Annotated in this window: 24 protein-coding genes, 1 tRNA gene and 1 other RNA gene; all 26 read right to left on the bottom strand. The window is 47.7% G+C overall.

From position 1 onward, the window contains the following. Positions 1 to 132: 132 nt before the first annotated feature. Complete coding sequence (locus KVG29_RS01075) at positions 133 to 390, bottom strand: YkuS family protein (RefSeq protein WP_252225801.1); 258 nt, start codon at positions 388 to 390, stop codon at positions 133 to 135. Between the two features lie 93 nt (positions 391 to 483). Then, positions 484 to 1,890 (bottom strand): MATE family efflux transporter, encoded by a 1,407-nt coding sequence (locus tag KVG29_RS01080; protein WP_252225803.1) that lies wholly within the window; start codon positions 1,888 to 1,890, stop codon positions 484 to 486. Then, positions 1,880 to 2,116: a CopG family transcriptional regulator gene (locus KVG29_RS01085; RefSeq protein ID WP_252225904.1), complete on the bottom strand. Its 237-nt coding sequence runs from the start codon at positions 2,114 to 2,116 to the stop codon at positions 1,880 to 1,882. Before KVG29_RS01085 ends, KVG29_RS01080 begins: the two co-directional genes overlap by 11 nt. A 111-nt stretch (positions 2,117 to 2,227) precedes the next feature. Continuing rightward, positions 2,228 to 2,596, bottom strand: an RNA gene (gene rnpB / locus KVG29_RS01090) — RNase P RNA component class A. A 59-nt stretch (positions 2,597 to 2,655) separates the two neighbouring features. Then, positions 2,656 to 3,396 carry a zinc ribbon domain-containing protein gene (locus KVG29_RS01095; RefSeq protein WP_252225805.1) on the bottom strand — a complete coding sequence of 247 codons (741 nt, stop codon included), beginning with the start codon at positions 3,394 to 3,396 and terminating at the stop codon, positions 2,656 to 2,658. Between the two features lie 84 nt (positions 3,397 to 3,480). Continuing rightward, complete coding sequence (locus KVG29_RS01100; RefSeq protein ID WP_252225807.1) at positions 3,481 to 4,605, bottom strand: Nif3-like dinuclear metal center hexameric protein; 1,125 nt, start codon at positions 4,603 to 4,605, stop codon at positions 3,481 to 3,483. Then, positions 4,578 to 5,279, bottom strand: coding sequence for a tRNA (adenine(22)-N(1))-methyltransferase (locus KVG29_RS01105; protein ID WP_252225809.1), 702 nt, complete (start codon positions 5,277 to 5,279; stop codon positions 4,578 to 4,580). Before KVG29_RS01105 ends, KVG29_RS01100 begins: the two co-directional genes overlap by 28 nt. A gap of 261 nt (positions 5,280 to 5,540) precedes the next feature. After that, positions 5,541 to 5,616: transfer RNA gene (locus KVG29_RS01110), tRNA-Ile, on the bottom strand. A 132-nt stretch (positions 5,617 to 5,748) separates the two neighbouring features. Next, on the bottom strand, positions 5,749 to 6,264 hold the full coding sequence (locus KVG29_RS01115) for a hypothetical protein (RefSeq protein WP_252225811.1): 516 nt from the start codon (positions 6,262 to 6,264) through the stop codon (positions 5,749 to 5,751). A 319-nt stretch (positions 6,265 to 6,583) separates the two neighbouring features. After that, entirely contained in the window at positions 6,584 to 7,669 is a 1,086-nt protein-coding gene (gene rpoD, locus KVG29_RS01120; protein ID WP_252225812.1) for an RNA polymerase sigma factor RpoD, read from the bottom strand. Continuing rightward, positions 7,666 to 9,498, bottom strand: coding sequence for a DNA primase (dnaG, locus tag KVG29_RS01125; protein ID WP_252225814.1), 1,833 nt, complete (start codon positions 9,496 to 9,498; stop codon positions 7,666 to 7,668). Before dnaG ends, rpoD begins: the two co-directional genes overlap by 4 nt. 227 nt (positions 9,499 to 9,725) lie before the next feature. Next, positions 9,726 to 10,718: a deoxyguanosinetriphosphate triphosphohydrolase gene (locus KVG29_RS01130; protein WP_252225815.1), complete on the bottom strand. Its 993-nt coding sequence runs from the start codon at positions 10,716 to 10,718 to the stop codon at positions 9,726 to 9,728. Positions 10,719 to 10,957: 239 nt separating this feature from the next. Then, the gene (gene ppdK, locus KVG29_RS01135; RefSeq protein ID WP_252225817.1) at positions 10,958 to 13,582 is read right to left on the bottom strand and encodes a pyruvate, phosphate dikinase; all 2,625 of its coding nucleotides are present in this window, start codon (positions 13,580 to 13,582) and stop codon (positions 10,958 to 10,960) included. 226 nt (positions 13,583 to 13,808) lie between these two features. After that, positions 13,809 to 14,564, bottom strand: a complete 756-nt coding sequence (gene recO, locus KVG29_RS01140) for a DNA repair protein RecO (protein ID WP_252225819.1) — start codon at positions 14,562 to 14,564, stop codon at positions 13,809 to 13,811. 6 nt (positions 14,565 to 14,570) lie between these two features. Further along, positions 14,571 to 14,729 carry a YqzL family protein gene (locus tag KVG29_RS01145; protein ID WP_252225821.1) on the bottom strand — a complete coding sequence of 53 codons (159 nt, stop codon included), beginning with the start codon at positions 14,727 to 14,729 and terminating at the stop codon, positions 14,571 to 14,573. 97 nt (positions 14,730 to 14,826) lie between these two features. Next, the gene (gene era, locus KVG29_RS01150) at positions 14,827 to 15,726 is read right to left on the bottom strand and encodes a GTPase Era (RefSeq protein ID WP_420840506.1); all 900 of its coding nucleotides are present in this window, start codon (positions 15,724 to 15,726) and stop codon (positions 14,827 to 14,829) included. 16 nt (positions 15,727 to 15,742) lie between these two features. Continuing rightward, entirely contained in the window at positions 15,743 to 16,138 is a 396-nt protein-coding gene (locus KVG29_RS01155) for a cytidine deaminase (protein ID WP_252225822.1), read from the bottom strand. 13 nt (positions 16,139 to 16,151) lie between these two features. Then, complete coding sequence (locus tag KVG29_RS01160; RefSeq protein ID WP_252225824.1) at positions 16,152 to 16,859, bottom strand: diacylglycerol kinase; 708 nt, start codon at positions 16,857 to 16,859, stop codon at positions 16,152 to 16,154. A 37-nt stretch (positions 16,860 to 16,896) separates the two neighbouring features. After that, positions 16,897 to 17,433, bottom strand: a complete 537-nt coding sequence (gene ybeY, locus KVG29_RS01165; RefSeq protein WP_252225825.1) for an rRNA maturation RNase YbeY — start codon at positions 17,431 to 17,433, stop codon at positions 16,897 to 16,899. Beyond that, on the bottom strand, positions 17,408 to 19,699 hold the full coding sequence (locus tag KVG29_RS01170; protein WP_252225827.1) for an HD family phosphohydrolase: 2,292 nt from the start codon (positions 19,697 to 19,699) through the stop codon (positions 17,408 to 17,410). The genes ybeY and KVG29_RS01170 overlap by 26 nt, the downstream gene beginning before the upstream one ends. Then, the gene (locus tag KVG29_RS01175) at positions 19,677 to 20,648 is read right to left on the bottom strand and encodes a PhoH family protein (RefSeq protein ID WP_420840507.1); all 972 of its coding nucleotides are present in this window, start codon (positions 20,646 to 20,648) and stop codon (positions 19,677 to 19,679) included. The genes KVG29_RS01170 and KVG29_RS01175 overlap by 23 nt, the downstream gene beginning before the upstream one ends. A gap of 55 nt (positions 20,649 to 20,703) precedes the next feature. After that, positions 20,704 to 21,897 (bottom strand): sporulation protein YqfD, encoded by a 1,194-nt coding sequence (gene yqfD, locus KVG29_RS01180; protein WP_252225831.1) that lies wholly within the window; start codon positions 21,895 to 21,897, stop codon positions 20,704 to 20,706. Positions 21,898 to 21,915: 18 nt separating this feature from the next. Continuing rightward, positions 21,916 to 22,191, bottom strand: a complete 276-nt coding sequence (gene yqfC / locus KVG29_RS01185) for a sporulation protein YqfC (protein WP_252225834.1) — start codon at positions 22,189 to 22,191, stop codon at positions 21,916 to 21,918. A 183-nt stretch (positions 22,192 to 22,374) separates the two neighbouring features. Then, positions 22,375 to 22,872: a hypothetical protein gene (locus tag KVG29_RS01190; RefSeq protein WP_252225836.1), complete on the bottom strand. Its 498-nt coding sequence runs from the start codon at positions 22,870 to 22,872 to the stop codon at positions 22,375 to 22,377. Between the two features lie 30 nt (positions 22,873 to 22,902). Next, positions 22,903 to 23,898: a flotillin-like protein FloA gene (floA, locus tag KVG29_RS01195; protein WP_252225838.1), complete on the bottom strand. Its 996-nt coding sequence runs from the start codon at positions 23,896 to 23,898 to the stop codon at positions 22,903 to 22,905. Positions 23,899 to 23,955: 57 nt separating this feature from the next. Next, a complete protein-coding gene (locus KVG29_RS01200; protein WP_252225840.1) occupies positions 23,956 to 25,245 on the bottom strand; it encodes an NfeD family protein in 1,290 nt (429 codons plus the stop codon). Positions 25,246 to 25,313 lie beyond the last annotated feature (68 nt).

Consider the following 25,313-nt stretch of genomic DNA (forward strand, 5'->3'; position numbering starts at 1 on the left):
CCAAAAATAAAAAATTGATATTCTTCGTTGATAATATATTCTACATAATTGCGAAAAATCCTTTAAAAAAGTAAAAGGACCTTAATCGTAGATTAAGGTCCTTTTACTCTCGAAGTACCCACATCTTCACATTTATTGTAATTTACGCTCTATAGCATCTTTTATTTCCTCAGGAGTCATTCCACTGGCCTCTATAAACGGAACATTGACTCTGGTATTTTGAATGCCCATAACATTATCATCAAGCCCAGTAAATACCACTGCATCAAAACCATCGAAAAAATCGCCGTGGTTTTTCTGGCTGGTATCAAATTCAAACACGCGATAACCCGCATTTTTTAAATAAGTCGCCACATGGCCTAGGCCTTTCTGTACTGCTATATTTTTCATGATCACGCAACCTCCTTTGACACTTATTATTTGTCAAAGGCTTTATCTATATACAACATCGCTAAACCGCTTTTCTCTACACAAAAATATACATCATGCCATGCTGCTCATGTCTTGAATCACTACATTTTGCACCCATTTACCCTTCTTCAATCTCGAATAGTACAGGACACCCCTTACCAGCCAATCGGTAAACATACCAATCCACACTCCTGCCACCCCCATTTTCAAGGGAACGCCAAGGATATATCCCAGGACAATCCTAAACGCCCACATGCCCAAGAACGATGTTACCATGGTGTATCTGGTATCCCCCGCCCCTTTCAATCCGGCGGGTAGCACAAAAGCAATGGGCCACAGGAGCGGTGTGGCTATTGATGTCAGGCGAATGAGGCGTGCAGATAAGGCTATAACATCCGCACTTCTGATGTACAGCCTGGCTAAAGGAACGGCCAAGGGGTAGGTAACCATGCACAGTATCAGCATGCAAAACGACGCCAGCTTGGTCAAATACATCATGGTGTCACTGGCTTCTTCCTTTTCACCCCTACCCATGTATTGCCCCACAAGGGTTGTGGCAGCAACACCCAGAGCATTTCCTGGAACGTTGACTATGGAAAACACCGAACTTGCTATATAGTTGGCAGCAATAGAGGCCGTACCCATGCCTACGATGAACACCTGGGTGATGAGTTTCCCACCGTTGAACAGCAAAGATTCAACGCTTGCAGGAATGCCCACATTAAATATGGCTTTCTGTACCGGTAGATTAAATTTAAACGAGCGCAAATCAGTAAGCTTTATGGCTTTAGAGCCTTTCACCAAAACATGTATTATCATAAAAGTGCCTACCGCTCGTGCTACCGCAAGGCCGATAGCGGCTCCCTTAACCCCTAGCGCAGGAATGGATACAGAAAAGTGTATATTGCTTATATTGAGCCCGTAAATCAATACATACCCCAAGCAGATATTGATGGCGTTCATCAGTATAGTAACCTTCATGGGCGTTCTGGTATCTCCGGCACCCCTTAATACGCCACAGGCGATAGAAGTGAGGGCTATAAAAGGGTAAGTGAGAAGTGTTATGCCAAAATACATGTTGACATTTTCCATGACGGCAAGTTCAGCTGCTCCATAAAGCACCAATATAATGTAGCGGCGCAGCATCCAGGTTACAAGCGTGATAAAAAGCGACAGGATCAGTCCCGAAAACATGGCCTGCTTTGTGGCATCGTTTGCCTCTTCGCGGTTGCCGTGGCCTACGTAATGTGCCACCACCACCGTGCCTCCCAGCGACAGAGCCACAAAAAAGGCTACGAAGATGTTGTTTATGGAATCCACCATGCCCACCGCTGAGACAGCTTGACTCCCTACCTGGCCTACCATTATGGCATTTATCATGCCCATAGACATGGTAAACACCTGCTCGGTTACCACCGGCAAGGTAAGGCTCAAAACATCGCGGCGTACAAGCGCTCCTATGCGCTGTTTAAAATGCATATAAATCATCTCTATTCCAGGTAATTTTGCCTTCTGTGCCAAGATTAATATTATCTCTTTCTAACAGACTTACATTGCGCCATTTCGCCTTTTCATACAAATCTTTTTTTATAACTATTTCTTCTATATTTATCAGAAGGCCGGAAACAGAAGTTTGCCTATCTATAGCTATATGCTTTACTTTTCGTAATAAATCTTTAGGCAGCAATAAAGTTATATTCTGCATCTTTTTCACAGTACCACCTCCACGTAATTAAGTGGATCACATTTTTACGTGTATATCAACAAAACAGCAGCATATAAAAGCAAAGCCCCGCCATACGGCGGGATTTCCCCACATGTGAGCAAGTCTGTAAGCCGAGTTCTGTCGAGGGCGATCATCTATCTAGGCCTACTGTTGCCAGATAGGCTCAAGCGACCTTACCCGGGACGTGGCGGGCCACCACATAATGTCCCCTATTCGGTCTTACTCCAGGTGGGGTTTACAGAGCCAATCCAGTCGCCTGGATTGCTGGTGAGCTCTTACCTCGCCTTTCCACCCTTACCCAGCATTTGACTACAAAGCCAAATGCCAGGCGGTCTATTTCTGTTGCACTTTCCTTGGAGTCGCCTCCACTGGGTATTACCCAGCACCCTGCCCTGTGGAGCTCGGACTTTCCTCAGCTGCACTTTTATAACGTGCAGCCGCGATCGCCTGACTTACTCACATGCTCTATTCCATTTGCGCAATATATAATAGCACGGATCAAGCGCTTTGTCAAATTATCAAACAGCGCTTTTGGCGTCAGCATCTGTCTTATTGGCCCAATACAGTATGCGTCCACAGTTTTCACACTCTATAATGTCATCTCCCTTTTTTAGCCTTTCAATGACCAGCGCCGCCAAACTCATATTACAGCCACCACAGCAGCTTTGCTCCACCATGACTATGGCAGTACCTCGGCTCTTCTTAAGCCTGTTATACCTTTTTATCAGTTCAGGATCAAGCTTATTTCTCAGCTCGCTTCTCTGTTCTTTGACTTCCTGATACTCCTTTTGAATCTTTGCAACCTCGCTGTCGTACTCTGCTTTGGTGTCGGAATACTCTTTTTTTGCTTTTACCATACAAACACGTATCTCTTCAAGCTTGCCCGAAAGGGCTTGGATATCATTGAGCAGGCCCTTTATCTCTTCCTCTTTCTTGGCCAGCTTTTTTTTCAGCTCCACTGCAGCCTTTTGCATTTCCTCCAGCTGCTTGACGCTTCGGACCTGACCCCCTTCCACCTTATCAAAGTCCGATTTAAAAGCCTTCAAAATATCCTCATATTCATGATTGATCCGGTTCAATATGTGGTTTTTCTTTTCGGCTTCCTCGTTAAGTTTCATCAGGTGTTCTTGCTGCTGCACCAAATAGTTTTTAAGCTCTATCAATTTATTCCTCAAAGGAGAATTTTTTCTCATTTTATCATATTTATCCAAAGCTAAATCAAGATTCTGGTACTCCCACAGCAGATCCAGCTGTCCCATCAGCACAACCTCCTTTCAACCTTCACATAAAGCGCTCGACCCCCGCGCAAAGAACATCTTTCACAAAATTTAAAAGGTGGTAAACTACTTCCCCACCGTCGTATAGATATCAGCCATAGTTTCGGCAGCAAATACCTCTATCTCATATTGTAAAGCATCAAAGGCTTTTTGTAAACGATAAACTAACTCTTCCACAATGAAGACCTCGGTGGCATAATGCCCTGCGGCTATGGCAGCCATGCCCAGCTCTCCTGCAGCCTGGGCATCGTGATACTTCAGCTCACCCGTCAAAAAGACCTGAGCACCGCTGGAATAAGCCTTGTTTATCAAGCTGGCGCCCGATCCCGCGCAAGTTGCTACCACCTGCACTTCGCCGTCAATCCATCCTGCTACTTGAATGCTTGAAACCCTTAAATCGTTACACACCTTCTCTATGAATTCCTCAAACGGCATCTTGTGCGGTAGTCTTCCAATCCTTCCCAGGCCATGCTTTTTGACGCGGTTTGCCAGAGGATATATATCATAAGCCACCTCTTCGTAAGGATGAACCTTCACCATAGCATTGATAACGCCGTCCAGCTGGCTAGATGGAACAACAGTCTCCAGGCGGACCTCGTTCACCCTTTCAAGGCGTCCCTGCTGGCCGATATAAGGATTTGTTCCTTCAAGGGGCATAAATGTACCCGTTCCGTTAATCTGAAAGGTGCAGTGACTGTAATTGCCTATCCACCCTGCACCCGCCTGAGCCATTGCATCCATCACCGCATCTTCATGGCCCTTTGGAATAAACACCACTACTTTGTACAGCTTATCCCGCTGGTCAAAGCTCAAAGGCTCAACATCTTGAAGGCCCAGGCGCGCAGCCAAAAGATCATCCACTCCTCCCGAGGCTTTGTCGAGGTTGGTATGGGCACAGTAAACCGCTATGTCGTTGCGAACGAGAAGGTGCAGCAGGCGCTCCCTGCCCGTATCGCTGCGCAGGCTCCTCAGTTTTTCAAATATAACTGGGTGGTGCGATATGATCATATCCGAGCCTTTTTGTATGGCCTCATGTACTATAGCCTCGGTCACATCGAGGCACACCATGACCTTGTGAACGCTGTCCTGCATCCCACCCACCAGCAGGCCTACGTTGTCCCATTCCTCTGCAAGGTAAGGTGGGGCTATCTCCTCCATCACCTTTACGACCTGTCGTACCGTGTTACCCATTGGTAAACCTCCCTGTAATCTTCAAGCTTGCGCTTGAACTCATCAAGTTCTTTTTGACACTCCGCCGTCCCTTGAGATTCCAACTGCTCTATGATGGCCGCCGTCTTAGCCATCTTGTGCTCTATAAATTCCTTAAGCAGCGGGTCATGCTTTTTGATGAGCACATATCCTATATCATAATACACATCCTTAGGGATGTGCTGCCTGCCATGCCGGGCCACAATGACCTCGTAGAACTTGTCCTTTTCGCGTACCAGCGACTCATCCACTATAGCATATCCATTATCGGCCAACCATTTTCTCAGCAAACTCTGGCTCCTCATGGGCTGCAGTACAAAGGTCTTAACGCTAGCTGTAACCTGTGGTGCGCTCTCCAAAATATCCCTTATCAGCAGGCCACCCATTCCAGACATGACCACCGTATCGGCCTCGCCTGGATGTATGACGGACAGGCCATCTCCTACCCTTGGTTCGATTATGTTTTCCAATCCATGGGTCTTTATAAGTGCCTCCGCTTTTTTAAGCGAAGCAGCGCTTATGTCGGTAACAATGGCTCTCTCTGCAATACCGCTCTTGACCAGCCAAACAGGGAGCCTTCCGTGATCAGTCCCAACATCCACTATGCACTTTGAACGTGGCACCATCTCGGCAACGCTGAGCAGTCTGCCTTTCAACCGCATTCTATCACCTTAACTAATAAAAAAACACCGTTTTTACCCGGCGTTGTTGTTACAACAAGACATCGAGCATTTTCCACTTTGGCAATTTTTTACAACCATTCACACTTCATTAGTCAACGCTACAACCAAATACCGTTACCCCTACATATTATAACTAATACCAACTGGTACCTCAACAATCCCTTTTATTCCCACACTTTATACTGGATATAGCTGACACTAGACGTTATATAAGCATCATTCACGCAAATAAAATGGTGGGCCTTCAGGGATTCGAACCCCGGACCAACCGGTTATGAGCCGGCTGCTCTGACCGCTGAGCTAAAGGCCCACAAAAAACCCCACAGCTGCGGGTAATATTATACCGCAATCCCACTATTCAGTCAATAGGTAAAAAATCTCAATGTAGTTATTCTATGATAATATCATGCCCTCTTTCTGGCCAAAGGGGTTAGATGGAGTTTTATTTGGAAGAAGAGTTGACCAACTCAATCAGCTCGGTAGGTTCCACAAACATCCCCACTGGGCCATTAAAATATTTTTCCTCATTTCCGAAAAATATCTCGGTTGCATTTGAAGGTCTATCCAAGGGAATAAACAATCTGCAATATTCACTGTTTATTTCACTTCTCCAATCTTTATAATGGAATTCATAAGTATCAGAATATATGAACTCCAATGCCAATACCTCTTTTGCCTGTTTTTCGTTATATTCATCAATGGCGGTTTTAGTTATACCTATATCCCGTACCTTTGCAAACATTTGATTCAATAACTGAATTATCTGATGGTAAAGCTGGTCCTTTTTATCAATCTCCTCTTTATTCCCATGATTATAGACAATGATCTTATGGGGCAATTTGTAATACTTGCCAAATAGATCAGCACTTTCTTCTTTTAATGAACATCCGGAAACAAGGCCAATCGTTAATAATATAATTATCAGGCATTTTATTATTTGTTGAGCACACATATCCAAATCCCTTCTCCCTTTTGGTTTCCCTATTCACTCACACAAAGATTATTACAGCTATCACACAACCCAACTTGAAATCTTTCTCCATCCGTTCCTTCACCAACATTTACTTGCTCTGGTATTATTTATTCTGTCCCATTTCTTATATTAATTGGGATTACTTTGATGCTGTATTCCCTATTACTCTATTGTGACGTCCTCCCCTTAATAAATTGAAGGGGGTTTACTGTTCTCTTGCGCTCCCCAATTTCTCTAATTTTACCCCTCACTCAAAACAAAGAAGGATTCAGCACCTCCTCTTATTTTAAGAGATGCTGAATCCTTAGTCCAAAAAGTCCTTGAGCTTCTTGCTTCTGCTGGGGTGCCTTAGCTTCCTCAAAGCCTTGGCTTCAATCTGCCGAATCCTCTCCCTCGTGACGTTGAACTCCCTTCCTACTTCCTCCAGCGTTCTTGCTCTGCCGTCATCCAGGCCAAACCTCAGCCTTAAGACCTTTTCTTCTCTCGGCGTCAATGTATCAAGCACTTCCTTCAGCTGTTCCTTAAGCAGGTTATAAGCCGCTGCCTCCGCAGGAGCCGGGGCATCCTCGTCGGGTATGAAGTCTCCCAGATGGCTATCTTCCTCTTCCCCTATTGGGGTTTCAAGCGAAATGGGCTCCTGAGCTATTTTCAGAATTTCCCTCACCTTTTCCTCTGAGATGCCCATCTCCCGGGCAATCTCTTCAGGCTGAGGTTCACGACCGTACTCCTGAAGCAGTTGCCGTGAAATCCTGATGAGCTTATTGATGGTCTCAACCATGTGCACAGGGATTCTTATGGTCCTGGCCTGATCTGCTATAGCCCTGGTTATAGCCTGGCGGATCCACCAGGTAGCGTAGGTGCTGAACTTATAACCCTTTCTGTAGTCAAACTTCTCCACCGCCTTTATGAGCCCCAGGTTGCCTTCCTGTATGAGGTCCAGAAACAGCATACCCCGGCCCACATATCTCTTTGCAATGCTGACCACCAGACGGAGATTGGCCTCTATGAGCCTTCTCTTTGCCTCTTCGTCTCCCTGCTCCATCCTCTTGGCAAGCTCTATCTCCTCCTCTGCGGTAAGCAAAGGCACCTTTCCTATCTCTTTCAAGTACATCCTCACAGGGTCATCTATGCTAACGCCTTCAGGAAGGCTAAGGTCTAAGTCTTCTTCGGGGTTTATCTCCTCAGCTACCACCTCTTCATCCAGCACATCTATGCCGAGGGATTCGAAAGTATCGTATATCTTCTCAATCTGCTCAGGGTCCAAATCAACGTCTTCCAGCACATCCATAATCTCCTTATACGTCAAAACGCCCTTTTCTTTTCCCCTATCAATCAGCTCTTTTATCTTTTTCAGCTTGTCATTTTTTTGCTTGTTTTCATCGTTTTTCATAATATCCCCTCCTTTCCGTGTCGATTTGCACTGACCTTTTTGGTCAAAACAGCCATCTCGCTCAGCAGAGCTTTATAGGAATCGGTCCCCTGTTTCCCCTCCTGTTCCATCTTCCTGATTAACCCTAATACCTCCTGTCTGCGCTTCTCTAAATGGCGATGCATTATCTCTTCTATACAATCTGAAATAAATTTATCAATATTATCGTACTTCACAGGCTGCTCAAATATTTCAACCATTTGCTGTATTTTATCTTGGTCCTGGACACAGCTTAGAACCTGCGGAACGCTGATCTCCTTGCCTGAATCAAGGAGACTAACAACTATGCCATAAATTTCCCTGTTTATGGGCTCTTCAAAATGCTCTTCTTCAACCTTCCCAACTATTTTTTTTGCCAACCACTCGCTGCTGGCCATCAAGTTGACCAGATACCTCTCTGCCTTGATATGACCAGGCATGGACTCCCTGCCAGCAGCCATCTTGTCGACATACCTATTATTACCAACCAAATGCCTTTTTACACCTTCCTTTTGCGCCGAACCCTCCAGCTGGCCAATTTGCTGGTACAGAAGCCTGGAAGAAAAACCTGTCTGAGCCTCCAGGCGCTGTATATGGACATCCCTTTCAAGCAGGTTGGGCACCTGTATCAATATTCTGGCAGCTTCTGTGGCGTATCTTGCCCGTCCATCGGGAGTATTCAGATCATACTGGCTGCGCAACTTATCCAGCTTGTAATCCACCAAAGACACAGCCTTGTCCATCAACTTCTTAAAAAATTCGGCGCCGTATTTTCTCAAGACCTCATCAGGGTCCATGCCTTCGGGAAACAGAATCACCTTCACCCTCAGCCCTGCATCCTGGAGTATGTCAAGCCCCCTCAGAGTAGCCTTCTGTCCAGCGACATCGCCATCATAAGCTATGTACACCTGCTGGGTATACCGCCTTATGAGCTTTGCCTGCTGCTGCGTTAGCGACGTTCCCAGCGATGCCACCGCATTTTTAAAGCCAAACTGGTGGAGGGTTACCACATCCATATACCCCTCTGCTATAATCATGTGGTCTAGCGAAGAACCTGCCCTGATAAGGTTTAAACCAAACAGAGTGCTGCTCTTGTGAAAGACAGGGCTCTCGGGCGAATTTAAATATTTGGGAAGCGAATCATCAAGCACCCTCCCACCAAAACCCACCACCAGCCCCCTGGGCTTGATGATGGGGAAGATCACCCGGTTGCGAAAACGGTCGTAGGTCCTGCCCTTGCTAGACACCACTATACCTGACTGGATGAGAAGTTCCTCCTCAAATCCCAGGCCCAGCAAATGCTGCTTTGCGTTTTCCCAGCCATCGGGTGCATAGCCTATACCGAATTTCCTGATGGTATTTAAGTCTAGGCCCCTGGATTTCAGGTAGGAAAGCGCTTGTCCTCCCTCAGGCGAAAACAGCATTTTGTGATAATATCTGGCAGCCTCACGGTTTATCTGATATATCCGCTCCCTCCTGCTTTTGGACCTTATAAACTCTTCAGCGTCTGTGGTCTGGGGTAATGCCATACCTGCTCTCTCTGCCAGAAACTTAACCGCTTCCACAAAGTCCAGCTTTTCCATGGCCATTATAAACGTAAAGACATTGCCCCCTGCACCACACCCAAAGCAGTGGTAAAGCTGCTTTTCGGGATTGACGTGGAATGATGGAGTTTTTTCAGCATGAAAAGGACACAGCCCAAAAAAACCCTTCCCCTGGGGTTTTAAAAGCATATATTCGGAAATCACATCTACTATATCGTTTCTTTCCCTCACCTCATCAATCCACTCATCCGGGAGGAACGTTCCCATTCTCTCTTCACCTAACCCAAAATATATTCGACATAACTCTTGATTTTCCTCTTTAAATTTTATAAAATTTTTTAAGGAGTTTTAAACCGTTCAAATAAGGTACATATATTCGACATTTAAACCAAAATTCCTTCTTTACCTTTTATTTTTTTGCCTTCAAACTACATAAGGGCATAGGCTCTATCTTTAGTATTCTCAGCTTTTGCCATGAATTTTATACGCCATCTTTAACATCCCGAGGGGATAAACAGATTGTAAAACATCTTGAGAGCATAGCGATCGGTCATGCCGGCTATATAGTCGCACACCACCTGCTCTACGCCATATACCTCTATATGCGAACGATACTCGGGTGGAAGCGCGTCTGGGTGCTTCATAAAATAATCATACAGGTTTTCAAGTACGTACCTGGCTTTCTCCTCCTGTTTTTTGGCCACAAAACCCATGTACACCTTTTCAAACATGAAAGACCTCAGCTTTTCGGTGGCCTGGCTTATCTCTTGGCTCATGCTTATTGACGGCCTATCCTTGCTGTTTTCAATTACATCCAGTATCATGGTGTTGATTCTCTCGCCATGGGTCCTGCCCAACACTTCAATGCAATCCTTCGGCAGGTCATCCATGGTGATGATGCCGGCCCTCAGCGCATCATCTATATCGTGGTTTATATATGCAATGCGGTCGCTTATCCTTACGACCTGCCCTTCAAGAGTGGCCGGCGGCTTACTCGACATGGTGTGGTTTACAATCCCATCCCTTACCTCCCATGTGAGGTTGAGCCCTTTCTCGCCCTCCAGTACATCCACTACCCTGAGGCTGTGCAGGTTGTGCTTAAAGCCGGTGCTGGTCACGCTGTCCAGAAACCTTTCGCCTATATGGCCGAAGGGAGTATGCCCCAGGTCGTGCCCCAGCGCTATGGCCTCGGTGAGATCTTCATTGAGCCTCAAAGCCCTGGAAATGGTCCGTGCAATCTGGGCCACTTCCAGAGTATGGGTAAGCCGCGTCCTGTAATGGTCGCCCTCGGGCGCTATAAATACTTGGGTTTTGTGCTTCAGCCGGCGAAAGGATTTACAGTGCAGTATCCTGTCGCGGTCTCGCTGAAACTCAGTACGTATCTGGCATTTCTCCAGTGGATATCGCCTTCCCCTGGTTCGACTGCTGAGACAAGCATACGGCGAAAGAATCTTTTCTTCCAGCTCTTCAATCCGCCGTCTGATCATAAAGTCTCAACATCCTTCTCAAAAAATCAAAATTTTTATATCTCCTATATTATATATACCACATTTATACCCGATATCCTCCTTAAATTAAAAATTAGCAGAAATTATACGGTAGTCAGCATCAGTTAAAAATAAACTTTATTTTAGAACACAGTGCTCCCTTGTACATTTTTCACCAAAATTCAACAAAAAAGCATGGGGTTTATCCCCATGCTTTTTGCTCTTTAATTTTTCATCCTTTACTTCTTCTCCTTCAGTTTTGCCTGTGCTGCGGCCAGTCGAGCAATGGGCACTCTGTAGGGAGAGCATGAGACATAATCTAACCCTATGCGATGGCAGAACTCAACCGAGCTCGGGTCTCCGCCATGCTCACCGCATATACCCATCTTTATATCCGGCCTTGCGGCTCTGCCCAACTCAACCGCCATCTTCATGAGCTTGCCCACACCCACCTGGTCCAGCTTGGCAAACGGATCGCTCTCAAAGATGTTCTTGTTATAATACTCTTCCAGGAACTTACCGGCATCGTCTCTCGAGAAGCCAAAGGTCATCTGTGTCAGGTCGTTGGTACCAAAGGAGAAGAACTCGGCTTCTTTTGCAATCTCGTCTGCAGTTAAAGCTGCTCTGGGCACCTCGATCATGGTTCCGACCTTATACTCAATCTTTACTCCTTTTTCCTTCATGACCTGCTCAGCCGTCCTGACCACTACATCCTTTACGTACTTGAACTCCTTGGCCTCGCCTACCAGAGGTATCATGATCTCGGGCAGTATGGTATTGCCTTTCTCTTGCATGACTTCGATGGCAGCCTCTATAATGGCCCTGGTCTGCATCTCGGCTATTTCAGGATATGTGACGGCCAGACGGCATCCACGATGGCCCAGCATCGGGTTGAACTCTTGCAGCTTCGCCACGGTAGCCTTTAGCTCTTCGAAGGTGATACCCATCTGCTCTGCCAGGCTACGGATATCTTCGTCGTCATGGGGCAGGAATTCATGCAGTGGCGGATCCAGTAACCTGATGGTTACCGGCTTGCCCTCCATTATCTCGTACAGGGCTTTGAAATCGCCCTTCTGCATTGGCAGCAGTTTTGCGAGAGCCTTTCTTCTCTCTTCCTCTGTCCGAGCAACGATCATCTCCCTCATAGCGGGAATCCTGTCTTCGTCGAAGAACATGTGCTCGGTACGGCACAGCCCGATCCCTTCGGCTCCCAACTTCAATGCCTGAGCAGCGTCTCTAGGAGTATCGGCATTGGCCCTTACTTTAAGGGTCCTTACCTGATCAGCCCATTCCATAAGGGTGGCGAAATCTCCCGTCAGAGAAGGCTCTTGAGTTGGCAGTGCCTCCCCATACACGTAACCGGTGTTTCCATCCAAAGAGATGTAATCACCCTCTTTGAACACCCTGTCGCCAACGGTGAAATACTTGCCTTCTTCGTTGATCCTGATCTGTTCACACCCTGCTACGCAGCAAGTACCAATTCCGCGAGCCACTACAGCTGCATGGGAAGTCATTCCGCCGCGTGCTGTCAATATACCCTGAGCGGCATACATGCCCTCAATGTCTTCAGGCGAGGTTTCAGCCCTTACAAGTATGACCTTCTTGCCCTGTTTGGCTGCCTCTACAGCCTCCTCAGCAGTAAAGTATACCTGCCCCGTAGCAGCACCCGGTGAAGCAGGAAGCCCTTTGGCAATCGGTTTGGCTTTCTTTAGAGCCCCCGGGTCAAATGTGGGATGCAGCAGCGCGTCCAGCTGTTTGGGGTCAATCCTCAATATAGCTTCTTCCTTGGTGATGAGCCCTTCTGCCACCATGTCTACCGCTATCTTCAGAGCAGCCGCAGCTGTCCTCTTACCGCTGCGCGTCTGGAGCATGTACAGCTTGCCGCGCTCAATGGTGAACTCCATATCTTGCATGTCTCTGTAGTGTTTCTCCAGCTTTTCGGCGATTTCGACGAATTGGTTGTATATCTCGGGCATGGTCTCTCTCAGCTTATCAAGCGGCTCAGGTGTCCTGATACCGGCTACAACGTCTTCTCCCTGGGCGTTCATCAAGAACTCGCCGTATATCTTCTTTTCACCGGTTGCCGGGTTCCTGGTAAAGGCAACACCCGTTCCTGAGTCGTTGCCCATGTTGCCGAACACCATTGCCTGCACGTTTACAGCGGTACCCCAGTCAGAGGGTATATCATTCATGCGCCTGTAAACGATGGCCCTGGGGTTGTTCCAAGAACGGAATACCGCCTTCACGGCCTCCAGAAGCTGAACCTTGGGATCCTGCGGAAACTCATAGCCCATCTCCTGCTTGTACAGCTCTTTGAAGCGCTTGACGATCTCTTTGAGGTCCTCGGCTGTGAGGTCAACGTCGTGCTTGACTCCTTTTTTCTCCTTCATTTCATCGAGTATCTTTTCGAACTTGTTCTTGTCTATGCCCATTACCACATCGGAAAACATCTGAATGAATCGCCTATAGCTATCATACGCAAACCTCTCATTGTTGGTCTGCTTGGCCAATCCTTCTACTGCCACATCATTAAGCCCAAGGTTCAAAATGGTATCCATCATTCCAGGCATGGATACTCGTGCACCTGAACGAACCGAAACCAGGAAGGGGTTGTCTATGTCGCCAAACTTTTTGCCCACTATTTTCTCCACTTTTGCCATGGCCTCATATATCTGTTCCTCGATTTCGGGAGCTATTACCTGCCCGTCCTGATAATACCGGGTACAGGCTTCGGTGGTAACAGTAAACCCGGGTGGAACAGGCAAACCAAGGTTTGTCATTTCGGCAAGGTTGGCACCTTTACCACCCAAGAGATCCCTCATATTGGCATTGCCTTCGTTGAAAAGATACACGTATTTCTTCATCCGTTTTCCTCCTGTTCTATGTATGAAATTTATTGTTATCAACCCTGTCATTGAGCTTCAGGCTAGAACAAGCCCTTGATCTTTTTATGCATCTCTTGATTTGATTTATGGATTTAACACACCTATTTGCATCTTATCCTGCACTATCTTATACCAAATTTACTATTTTAGTCAATATCCTTTTTAGCTTTTTACCGCAATATATCGCAAAAACATGCAAAAACGCTTATCCGCCGTATTTTAGCTGGTTTATAAACTGCCTGACCTTTATGCTCTTTTCCAGCCTATGGCTCAAATAATACGACAAAATGCTGTCCAGTTCGTCCCTTACAAACTGTGAAAACTTTAAGCCCCCCAGGCGCCTTATGTCCACATCCAGTATATACCTCATGGTTTGAAGGGTGCTCCTATGGATAGTGTATCCATCTTTTATGTCGTTATTGCATTGGGAACATATAATTCCACCCTGAGAAGCGCTAAAAAACAAAGGGTTGCTTTCCGGCTTTTCCCCGCATATCAAGCATCTATCGAGCACTGGGCGATAGCCAAGCACATCAATCAGCTTAAGCTCGAATATATGTGTCACATCCTCAGAGCTGACTTCTCCATATGCCAGATGGGATAAGGTGTGCAACAACATATAAAAGAGGCGGAAATTGCCTTCCTCGTAATTCACCGCCTCTTCGGTAAGGTTCAGAATATATGTGCCATACGCAAGCCTTTCCACATCGTTGCGGATATTATAAAAGGAATTTTTTACCTCGGCCTGGATAGCAATATAGATTTCCTTTGACTTTATAAATACGTAATCAGCGTAGCAGAAGACCTGGCTGGCTGCCAGGAGCCGGCTGCTGGGCTTGCGGCAGCCCCTTGCCAACACCTGCATCTTACCTCTATCTGGAGAAAAAACTGTAAGCATCCTATCGGCTTCTTTAAAATTTGTATATCTCAAAACCACGCCTTCGGTACGTACAATATTCATGATTCCCTATTCCTTCCCAACTTGATAGACTTTTTTCTCCTCTCCTGAACTGCTCACCGATGGGTCAAGATAGCTTTCCCCCTCAACCCGCTGCACAGCTTTATAAAGCAGATAACTGCCAACCGAGCCGGTCTTTTCAAACAGACTCCATAATAAATCCACCATAACTATAAACCCCCTGTCTGTGTAAAATATATTTATTACATTTATTAGGGTTTCCGCCATACTTGACCCATATTCCATGTAAAATCATCCGAATGCGTCAATCATAACCTAAATTTTTTAAATCAACGACATTGTTTCTCCAGTCCTCCCTTACCTTGACCCATAGCTCGAGGTACACGTGGGTACCCAGCAGGCGTTCTATATCGTGCCTGGCTCGCGTGCCTATCTCCCGCAGCATGGAACCGCCTTTGCCAATTATTATACCCTTGTGGCTCTTCTTCTCACAGTATATCGTAGCGTATATATCTATAATATTTTTATCCTCGCGCTCTTTGAAGGAAGTAATCTCAACCCCTATACCGTGGGGCACCTCTTCCTCCAGCAGCTCAAGCGCTTTTTCCCGGATAAGTTCTGCCACTATAAACCGCTCGGGCTGGTCAGTGATCATATCATCCGGGTAATATTTGGGCCCCTCAGGCAGATAAGACGCGATGGTACTCTCCAGCTTGCCCAGATTGGTGCCCTCCAGTGCTGAGACCAATACCAATTCGTTGAAGTCGCCCCACTCGCAGAAGTCTTCAGCCATCTTTCGCGCATCCTCAATCGACTCAACCCTGTCCACTTTGTTGGCTACCAGGATGACGGGCGTCTTAACCTTTCTCAGTTCCTCGGCTATAAACTTGTCGCCGCTGCCTATGCCCTCCCATATATCGACTATAAACAGCACGACATCCACTTCCTCCAGCGCACTCCTGGCTACCTGCACCATGTACTCTCCCAGCCTATTCTTAGGCTTGTGAATCCCTGGAGTATCGATGAAGATGATCTGATAGTTGGACCGGGTGAGCACGCACTGTATGCGATTGCGGGTGGTTTGAGGCTTATCCGAAATTATGGCAATCTTCTCGCCCACCATGCTATTCATAAGTGTGGACTTGCCCACGTTGGGCCTGCCCACGATGGCGACAAACCCTGAACGGAATCCTTGAGACAACAGCTAATCACTCTCCTTCTTACACACCGAATTCCTTGAACCCGTTGGGTAAAAGGTCCTCCAAAGTGTACTCCTTGTATGTTCCGCCGCTATCGGCTACAATTACCACGGGGATGTCAAATTCCAGCATCACCTGGCGGCATATTCCGCACGGGAAAGTAAAGCCACATGAATCCGACACCACTGCTATGGCTTTGAAGCTGCGCTTCCCGTCAGCTACGGCCGAAAATATGGCCACCCTTTCGGCGCAGCAGGTGGCGCCATAGCTCGCGTTCTCCACGTTACATCCGGTATAAATCGAACCATCCTGCGCCAGCAGTGCAGCTCCCACCCTGAAATTGGAATAGGGTGCATATGCCCTCTCTTTCGCTCTCAAGGCTTCCTCTATCAGCCTTCGCACGTCGATATCCGTCATCATCTTCCTCCCATCAGACCACAATTTGGAATAGCTCAAAAACTATTATGGTAAGCAGCATGCCCAAAAAAGCACCTATTGTTATTTCGGCCAGGGTATGGATCCCGGCCTCATATCTGCTGTGAATGACCATCAGCGCCATCAACATGCTAAGAGTGGATATAAGGGCACTTTTGCTCAGCAGGGTTATGGAGGTGAACAGCGAAAAGGCCAGGGCGCTGTGCCCGCTGGGCATGCCACCCTTTAAAAAATTTCCTCTAAAATTGAAGGATTTCAGCATTATGACGATAAGCACTATTATTATGAGGCTGATGACGGTTACGTGTATGGGGGCATTCCTAATCCTGCGTACAAAGGCCAATGAAAGCGAATTGATCCTGTTGTAAAATATGATATAGCCCACCATCATGGCACCCGCAGCAGTCACCAGCACCGCGCCGGCCGCCATATTCTTGGCGGCTTCTGCTAACGGGTGATAGTCGGGATGTACCATGTCTATCATGCGCTCTATAGCCGTGTTGAAAAGCTCTGCCGCAATCACCATGGCTACAGTAATAAAGAGCAAAATAACCTCTAGCTTGGAGAGGTCAGCCAGAACCGCGGCAATAAGCACCAGCAGCGCAATAATAAAATGTATTTTTATGTTTCGTTCGGTTTTAAATCCATGTATAAGGCCTTTTATGGCATTGTTGAAGCTGTCGATTATATTTCTGGATTTCATCCCCGCTCTATCCCCACATCCCAATAAAAGTGCCAGCTTAAGGTCTTACTTCCGGGCCTTGTGTATCACGTGAAAGGCCCAGCATTTCCATGACCTTTTCTTCCTTCTGGCGCATCTTAAGCCGCTGCTGCTCCTGCTCATGGTCATATCCCAGGAGGTGCAGCATGCCGTGCACTATCAGGTAACCCACTTCTCTGAAAAAGCTGTGACCGTACTCATGGGCTTGCTGCTGTGCCCTTTCCATTGACAGCACTATATCCCCCAGTACCAAAGCCTGTCCATCATGCCCTACTGCATTGAGCACGGCCTGCAAATCCCTGTTGCCTTGCCCGCCGTCCTCGAACTCCAGCATGGGAAACGACAGCACGTCGGTAGGGGCATCCACTCCCCTGTACTGCCTGTTAAGCTGATGGATTTGCTGGTCGTCCACCAACAGCACGCTCACTTCAACTGGGATATCTACCCCTTCCATTTTCAAGGTTTTGGATACACAGTTCTCTATAAGCCTTTCAATTTCTGGCGTTACCTCTATTTTATCCTGTGAGTTGTTAATGTCCACCATCATCGTCTTCATCTCGCTCCTCTTTCAAGTCTACATCTGGGTACTCAACGCGTTCATGAAATATGCCGCACAGCACGTCTTTAAATGCCATCGCGATGGAATCCAGGTCCTTCAGCGTCAAGTGGCACTCGTCCAGCTGCCCATCCTCCAGCCTCTCTTTTATAAGCCTGCGTATCAAGCCCTCTATCTTCCCTGGAGTGGGATCGGGCAGGGTACGTACTGCCGCCTCAACGGTGTCGGCCAGCATCACTATGGCCGTTTCAGGGCTTTGCGGCTTGGGCCCAGTATAACGAAAATCGTCCAACCTTACATCTTTGCTACTATTCTTTGCCTTGTGATAAAAGTATATTACCGGCGTGGTGCCGTGATGCTGCAGTATAAAATCCTGAATCACTTTTGGAATCCTGTACTTTTGGACCAGCTTAACTCCATCTTTGGTATGCGATGTGATAATGTTGGTGCTCAATGTGGGATTTAATTTATCGTGTGGATTCTCGGAGGTAAGCTGATTTTCTCTAAAATAATAGGGTCTGTTGAGCTTCCCTACGTCGTGGTAATACGCGCCTACCCTGACCAGCAATCCATTTGCACCCACCGCTTGGGCTGCGTTTTCTGCCAGATTGGCCACTATTATGCTGTGGTGATAGGTTCCAGGCGCTTCCCTCAGTAGGCGCTTCAGCAACGGGTGGTTGGGATTTGAAAGCTCTATCATCCTTATAGGTGTTATGATGCCAAACACGTTTTCCCAAATGGGCAGCGTCCCCACCGCTAGGACGGCAGCCAGCACGCCGCTTCCACCACCCCAGAGGGAAGAACGCAAAGCAGCCCACCAACTGCCCGATACAATCAGCTCATACCCAGATATGCTCAGCATGCTGGCGGCACTGGCTCCCAGCCCTGCCAAAAACAAACCATTCCTCTGCTGGGACCAATGAGCTATGAATATCCCCGTCATTCCTCCCAGCAGCCCTGCAACCACCACTCCCAACTGCCCCCGAGTCATTATACCTACCAATACGGCCAGGAGAACGTTCACAAAAAAGGCAATCCTGGGCTTTATCAGTACGGTAAGCAGCAGCGCAGACATGGCAACAGGCATAAGATACTGGTTTACAACCGACATCCCGTAACTTACTCCCAGTGTCAGACAGACCACCAGGCTGATCAGGATAAACATATGGGGCTGATCGACAAGCTCTTTTTCAAAGTAATGGATGTACAGCATTCCGGCAATCTCCAGTACCAGTATTAACAGCCCCAGCCCCACTACGAGCGGCACGTCAAACAGCTCATCCTTGAGGAGCCCCAGCTCTTTGAGCATAGCAATCTGCTCCTCGGTGACCGGCTGCCCATCTTGAACGATGTATTGCCCCTTTTTGTAAATCACCTTTTCAACATTTTGCGCCGCCTTTTGTCTCTCAGCTTCTGTTGCCTCATGGTCATATACCATATTGGGCTTAAGGAGAGTCAATCCAATAGTAGTACCCACAAGCCTCAGGTCGCTAGAAATAGGCAGCGTCAATACTTCGTTCCTCAGCGTATTTTTGGCTTCCAGCAGATTATCCTCTTTTATCTTTAAGTCCAGCAAGTTGATCAATATCTCAATCAAACGTTCCTGAAGCTGAGAAATTTCGGCCTCATCTGCTGTGATGCAGGCAAGCAGCTCATCGTTTGATAATTCAACGCTTATGCGCCCTTTGAGCTGTTCCAAAAACTGCCTGTCAAATACCTGCTGGTAATCTGTCTCCCCTTTTGCAGCATCATATATATCTTTCTGCCCGGTTCCCTTACTTTGACTGGCCTCATTGTCTTGCTGTACCTGGGCTTCCTGCGCAGCCTCTCCTCCCGGTAGCTGCTGTTGTGGCAGAGCTGCCCCTTGCTTCTCTTTCCACTCTTTAAGCCTTTGATTGGCAAGGCCCCGGACTATCCTTATCTCTTCAAATATCCTGTTGACCTCTTCAAGAGTCTCCACCTTCACATCTTGATTCAATCTATATATTGGTGCCACGCTCTGCTTGGCCTGCTCGATCCTTCGCTGTGTGGCAATCTTGTTCTCCACATCTCGAGGGGCACGGATGGATTCGGTGGCGATATCCCCCACCTTCAAATCGTACCTTTTGGGCGAAACAGCGGCCAGCATGATGGCAAACACGCTGACATATGCCAGCACCCCTATTACAACCTTCAACAGCAGCTCTGTATTAACCCCCTTGAAAGGCTGTATACTAAACAAGTAAGCCCTATTCCCCCTCTTTTTACCTGTTACTGTTAAATTCACGGATATCCTCCTGTTCAGCTCCCCCTTTGCCTGAGTAAAACTTTTCATAGGCCTGAACGATTTTCATCACCAGCTCATGGCGCACCACGTCCTGCTGCGTCAAGAACACGAATTCTATCCCCTTTATGCCCTTCAATACCTGTATGGCCTCCACAAGGCCTGACTTTTTACCCCGCGGCAGATCTATCTGTGTGATGTCACCGGTAATTACAGCCTTGGACCCTATGCCTATTCTCGTCAAAAACATCTTCATCTGTTCGGAGGTGGTATTCTGGGCCTCATCCAGTATGATGAATGAATCTTCCAGAGTGCGCCCCCTCATATAGGCAAGGGGAGCCACTTCAATAACCCCTCGTTCGACCAGCTTTAAATAGTTTTCCAGCCCTATCAAGTCATACAGCGCATCGTACAAAGGCCTAAGGTATGGATCCACCTTGTTTTGCAGGTCCCCCGGCAAAAAGCCCAGCTTCTCTCCTGCTTCCACCGCAGGGCGGGTCAATATGATGCGCCCCACCTCCCGGCTTTTGTAAGCCGTTACAGCCATGGCCATGGCCAGGTAGGTTTTACCCGTTCCTGCAGGGCCTATTCCAAAGACGATGTCATTCTGGGCAATGGCCGTAACATAACGCTTTTGGCCAAGCGTCTTGCAGCGGACCTGCTTACCCTTGTAAGTCAAACATATTACATCGAAGGCTATATCCTCTATAAGGTCCTCACGGCCCTCGGCCACCAGCTGTATGGCATACCTGACCTGAGCCTTGTCGATAACCTCCCCTCTGCTTATTATATCAAGCAGCTTTGTTATGAGCGCATAGGCCATCTCCACCTGCTGCGGTTTACCCATTATAACTACATTTGTCCCACGGGTCACTATCCTTACCCCTATTTCCTCCTCGATGACCTCCACATTTTCATCGAAGTTGCCAAAAAGTGTACGCAATTTTTCCATGCTATCAATTTCTATAGTCTTTTCAACTCTGAAGCTCTCCAATCAGACAATCCCCCTACTTAACTGTAATCTTTTGTTCCTGTGCTATATCTTCCAGTACCTCGACGTATACCGTAGCTTTTATTTCCTTACCTTCTATCATATCGTATTTCACCTGTTTGTCAACAACTTTAGCGTTAGATGGGATTTTTTTGTTTACATCCTCCATGGCCTTTTTTTGCGCAATTTCTTTCAGGTCCTGCAGCGTGGCATTGGCCGGCAGCTTTTCAACTTCATAATACTCTCTCACTATCATGGTAACAGGAAAAAATCGCCCTTCTCCAAAAAAGGGCACCTTCTTCTCCTCCACCTCGTAGTGCTTGAAAGGTATTTCCTTTTTTTGGTATTCCACCACCCACTGGCCCATGTCAATGAACTTGTGAACCACCTTTCTGCCTGTCCGCCGCGTGAGGCCTTCCTCGAGGGAACAGACAGCCTGGCCTTCATACCACGTACGGGCGGTAACCTGGGCCATGGCGTGCACAAAACGGGTTGCCAGGGTTTCGGGGTCCTCAACAACGCCGCTTACCAGAAGCTGCCCCTTCTTCACCGTATCGCCCTCTTTTACCATGGGTTGGCCTTCAAGTACCACCATTTCATGGATAATCCCATCTTTGCTGGCCACGATATTGCACGGCGTATCCTTATCTACCATTGGGGGAGGTTGTGCCGCTTCCACCACCTTCACTATAGCCCTGGTACCCTTAAGTTGGATGCTAACCCACCAGATATCTGGTATATCTATGACCAACCGGTTTTCAATTGCAGATATGTCCAGCCCTTTTTTGAAGGCTCCCGGCCTTATACCGTATTTGGCCAGAGCATTAAGCAGCTTATCCTCGGGCACTTCGACGTTCCCCTCCACATCTACTGTCCAGATAAACGAAGAGAGGCCGTACAGTATAATCAAAAAGGCCGTCAACCCCACAAGCAGCATCTTTCTGTGACGAAGTCGAACCAGCAAAAAGGGCAATCCCCTTTTATCCACTATCCTTACCCTGCACCTTACCTTTCGCACAATGCCTTTCAGCTTTCTAAAACCGCTGATGCTTATGCAGGCGGTCATGGTGGTATAGCCCGAACGCTTTATCCCCCACAGAAAGATCCCGTTGCTTATCGTCAAATTAATGAATTTTTCCAGAGACAGGCCATCCACCCTTATAACCAGATAGCCAACTATGTAGTTCCACAGCCTTAAAATCAGCAACACCTTTCACCCCGGACCGTATTAGAATTCCACCAGCTTTATCACGCCGGTTATCATGACATCATCAGCTGCAATGTTTTTAAGGTTCATATCCTGTCCCTCAACCCGGATCACCCCAATTGTTGAGTTAAGGCGTATTTTCTGAGGGGTATATTCTATCACCCCTCTATGGTTCTCAACCAGCATCTGATTGTTGCCAATCATGCTGATCCTGGGCAGATTGAGCATTATGTCCTTTGGAAGCTCGAACATTTCAGAAACGGTAGTTTTTACTTCCTGCAGCTTTCTTCTTCGCACCTTAATCCCCCCTTGATACAAAATAATATGCAAAAAAAAGAAAAACTAGAATGCATGGAACATTCTAGTTTTTTTGCCCTTGAGGCCATTTTACTATTTCACCCGGTTCAATCTTTTTTATGAAACGCTATAACAGCACGTTGTGCTGCTTAAACATGGATGTCAGTCCCAGACGGAATTTCATTACATCGGCCTTCTTCTGAGAGCCTTGGGAGGCTGCAGCAATTCGGACATTATAATGCCGTTTATTACGGCATGGCGGCTGAACGAAAGCACATGGCGTTTTGAATCAGACGGTATAATTTCCAGCTTCACAGCACCAACCCCAACATCATGCGGCGTATCCTTCAAGCTTTCCTGTCCCATTCCCTCAAGAGAGGAATCATGTGGGCTCTCAATGGAAAAACCTTCGGCTTGGGCAGCATAGCCGCCCGCTACAGGCCCTTGATTGGCTGAAAGCGTTTCATCCCTCTCTATACCTGACATCTGCACCTGCCGATTGCCGGGTCGGCGGTAGATGTCTCGCTCATTCACCGTATGACCTGTCATATCAGGTGCCCTGGGCATTACGGGCCTCCCCGAAGCATCGGGCTTTGGCCACTGCCCGGGGCTGCCCGTATGCTTCAATATATTGGCTACTACCATGCTGATGACTATAAACAGTATAATTATATCCAGCATTTGTCATCATCTCCCGGCTAGCGTCCGCCGCTACTTCTTATCCTCGCCGGATGCATCTTCCCTTCCCATCCTGGCTATGGAATCCCTCATCTGCGTATCGGCTATTATATTCTTCATAGTGTAATAATCCATAACCCCCAGCTTCCCTTCCCTGAGGGCCGCGGCTATAGCCTTGGGAATTTCTGCTTCGGCTTCCACCACCTTGGCTCGCATTTCCTGTACAGCGGCGCGCATCTCCTGCTCCTTGGCCACAGCCATGGCACGCCTCTCCTCGGCCTTGGCCTGTGCAATGCGTTTATCGGCTTCTGCCTGGTCAATTTGAAGCTGGGCGCCTATATTCCTTCCCACATCCACGTCGGCTATATCGATTGAGAGTATCTCAAATGCCGTACCGGCATGCAAGCTCTTGTTGAGCACCGTCTGCGAAATGCGGTCAGGGTTCTCCAGCACTTCCTTGTGGCTTTCAGCCGAGCCGACGGTGGTCACAATGCCTTCGCCTACTCTGGCCAGTATGGTCTCCTCTCCAGCACCGCCAACCAGCCTGTCTATATTTGCTCTCACGGTAACGCGTGCCTTGACCATCACCTCAATGCCGTCTTTTGCCACAGCTGATACCTTTGGCGTCTCTATCACCTTGGGATTTACGCTCATCTGAACAGCCTGCAGCACATCCCTTCCCGCAAGGTCTATAGCAGCTGCCCTTTCAAACTCAAGGGGAATATTAGCCCTTTGAGCTGCAATCAGAGCGTTTACCACCCTGTCCACATTACCTCCTGCAAGATAATGGGCCTCAAGCTTGTCAACGCTGATATCCAGTCCCGCCTTGGTGGCCTTTATAAGAGGATTAATTATCCTGGATGGAATCACCCTCCTCAGCCGCATACCTATCAAGTTGAATATCCCTATCTTGACCCCGGCTGCCAGCGCTGAAATCCACAATCCCAGCGGTACAAAAGTCAGGATTATGGCCAGCACCACTATGGCTACGATGACCAGACCCATTATAAACAAAATCGTCTCTGGCATATTACCATCTCCTTTTTTTTATTTTTCTCAGGCCTTATGGCTGATCAACACAGCGCCTTAAAGCCTGGTGACGACGATCTTTGAACCCACAGCCTCTACAACCTTTATCCTTTCTCCCGGCAAAATATATTCACCATCCGACACCACATCGTACTTGACCCCGTCGATCTCCGCAATGCCAGCCGGCCTTAAAGCCGTTATCACGGTACCAGTCTTCCCAACCAGCTGCACACTCTGCAGCTGCTGTGTGGGCCGATTGCTATCCCCCGCTACTACCTGCTCGGTCAGAACCAGCTTCCTCAGCAGCCGAGGCCCACCAAAGAATTTATACAGAATGGGTACGGCAACAAGCGCAGCCAATAAAGCTATCCCTACCGATATCATACCCTTTACAGGGTCTGAAGCCGAAAACACCAGCCCTGCCAAAATGGCGACAATTCCGGTTATCCCAAATATGCCAAACCCGGGAACGGCTATCTCAATGGCTAGCAAAACCAGCCCCATCACAAACAGCATTATGGCCCACCATTCGGTGTTTCCCGCCAGAAAATTGCCGCCAAAGTACAACCCCAAGCATATGATGCCGATGATACTCGGCAATCCAAATCCCGGGACGAAGATTTCGACGATGATGGCCACCATCCCTATCAGCAACAGGAGTGATGCCACATCAGTACGCGTCAAAAACTGGGACACTTTGACCTTCAAGTCAGGCTTCACTCTATATACCTGTACATCTGTCCACCCCATGTATGAAAGGGCTTCATCCACATCTTCGGCAATGGCATCGGCGTATCCATATCTTCTAGCTTCTTCGGCTGTCAGGTCCAGCAAAGAACCCTTTTCCTTTATGCCGGGTATGGCTATTGATCTGTCCACCATAGCGGCGGCGATCTGCGGGTCCCTTCCTTTCAGTTCGGCGGTGCCCCTGAATTCACCGCTTATTGCCGCCACGTTCTTTTCGGTATAGGGTATGGGCTCTGCCGACCCCATATGGCTGCCCGGCGCCATTATTATGTTATCGGCGGCTATGGATATCAGAGCTCCTGCAGACTCAGCCCTGTCGATGATATATACAGCAGTCGGTACTTTAGAGCCAAGTAAGGCTTCCTTTATATCAAAAGCGGCGTCCACCCTTCCTCCCAAGGTGGATACCACAAACAGTATGCCCTGAGCGCCCTCGGCATTGGCCAGCCCAACTTGCTTCTCAACAAAGGCGGCCATGGCAGGCGTTATCTCACCCTCTATGGGAACCACATAGACTTTATCGCTATCGGCCAAGGCCGACATACACGCCGTCAAAAGAGCCACAACCAAAAAAATCAAAACAACTCGGTACCTGTTCATGATAAAACCCCTTTACATTACTAAATACTGCATTTTTACTTGCATTTTATATTAATAATACCCCCGCC

Origin of the sequence: Caldicoprobacter algeriensis, assembly GCF_023838525.1 — a bacterium.
GTDB classification, from domain to species: Bacteria; Bacillota; Clostridia; order Caldicoprobacterales; family Caldicoprobacteraceae; genus Caldicoprobacter; species Caldicoprobacter algeriensis.

Excerpts from the sequence above, each read along its gene's own strand:
- KVG29_RS01075 (WP_252225801.1), bottom strand. The coding sequence starts at position 390 with ATGAAAAATATAGCAGTACAGAAAGGCCTAGGCCATGTGGCGACTTAT.
- KVG29_RS01080 (WP_252225803.1), bottom strand. The coding sequence starts at position 1,890 with ATGCATTTTAAACAGCGCATAGGAGCGCTTGTACGCCGCGATGTTTTG.
- KVG29_RS01085 (WP_252225904.1), bottom strand. The coding sequence starts at position 2,116 with ATGCAGAATATAACTTTATTGCTGCCTAAAGATTTATTACGAAAAGTA.
- KVG29_RS01095 (WP_252225805.1), bottom strand. The coding sequence starts at position 3,396 with ATGGGACAGCTGGATCTGCTGTGGGAGTACCAGAATCTTGATTTAGCT.
- KVG29_RS01100 (WP_252225807.1), bottom strand. The coding sequence starts at position 4,605 with ATGGGTAACACGGTACGACAGGTCGTAAAGGTGATGGAGGAGATAGCC.
- rpoD (WP_252225812.1), bottom strand. The coding sequence starts at position 7,669 with ATGAAAAACGATGAAAACAAGCAAAAAAATGACAAGCTGAAAAAGATA.
- dnaG (WP_252225814.1), bottom strand. The coding sequence starts at position 9,498 with ATGGGAACGTTCCTCCCGGATGAGTGGATTGATGAGGTGAGGGAAAGA.
- KVG29_RS01130 (WP_252225815.1), bottom strand. The coding sequence starts at position 10,718 with ATGATCAGACGGCGGATTGAAGAGCTGGAAGAAAAGATTCTTTCGCCG.
- ppdK (WP_252225817.1), bottom strand. The coding sequence starts at position 13,582 with ATGAAGAAATACGTGTATCTTTTCAACGAAGGCAATGCCAATATGAGG.
- recO (WP_252225819.1), bottom strand. The coding sequence starts at position 14,564 with ATGAATATTGTACGTACCGAAGGCGTGGTTTTGAGATATACAAATTTT.
- KVG29_RS01145 (WP_252225821.1), bottom strand. The coding sequence starts at position 14,729 with ATGGTGGATTTATTATGGAGTCTGTTTGAAAAGACCGGCTCGGTTGGC.
- KVG29_RS01155 (WP_252225822.1), bottom strand. The coding sequence starts at position 16,138 with ATGACGGATATCGACGTGCGAAGGCTGATAGAGGAAGCCTTGAGAGCG.
- KVG29_RS01160 (WP_252225824.1), bottom strand. The coding sequence starts at position 16,859 with ATGAAATCCAGAAATATAATCGACAGCTTCAACAATGCCATAAAAGGC.
- ybeY (WP_252225825.1), bottom strand. The coding sequence starts at position 17,433 with ATGAAGACGATGATGGTGGACATTAACAACTCACAGGATAAAATAGAG.
- KVG29_RS01175 (WP_420840507.1), bottom strand. The coding sequence starts at position 20,648 with ATGGAAAAATTGCGTACACTTTTTGGCAACTTCGATGAAAATGTGGAG.
- KVG29_RS01190 (WP_252225836.1), bottom strand. The coding sequence starts at position 22,872 with ATGCTGGATATAATTATACTGTTTATAGTCATCAGCATGGTAGTAGCC.
- floA (WP_252225838.1), bottom strand. The coding sequence starts at position 23,898 with ATGCCAGAGACGATTTTGTTTATAATGGGTCTGGTCATCGTAGCCATA.
- KVG29_RS01200 (WP_252225840.1), bottom strand. The coding sequence starts at position 25,245 with ATGAACAGGTACCGAGTTGTTTTGATTTTTTTGGTTGTGGCTCTTTTG.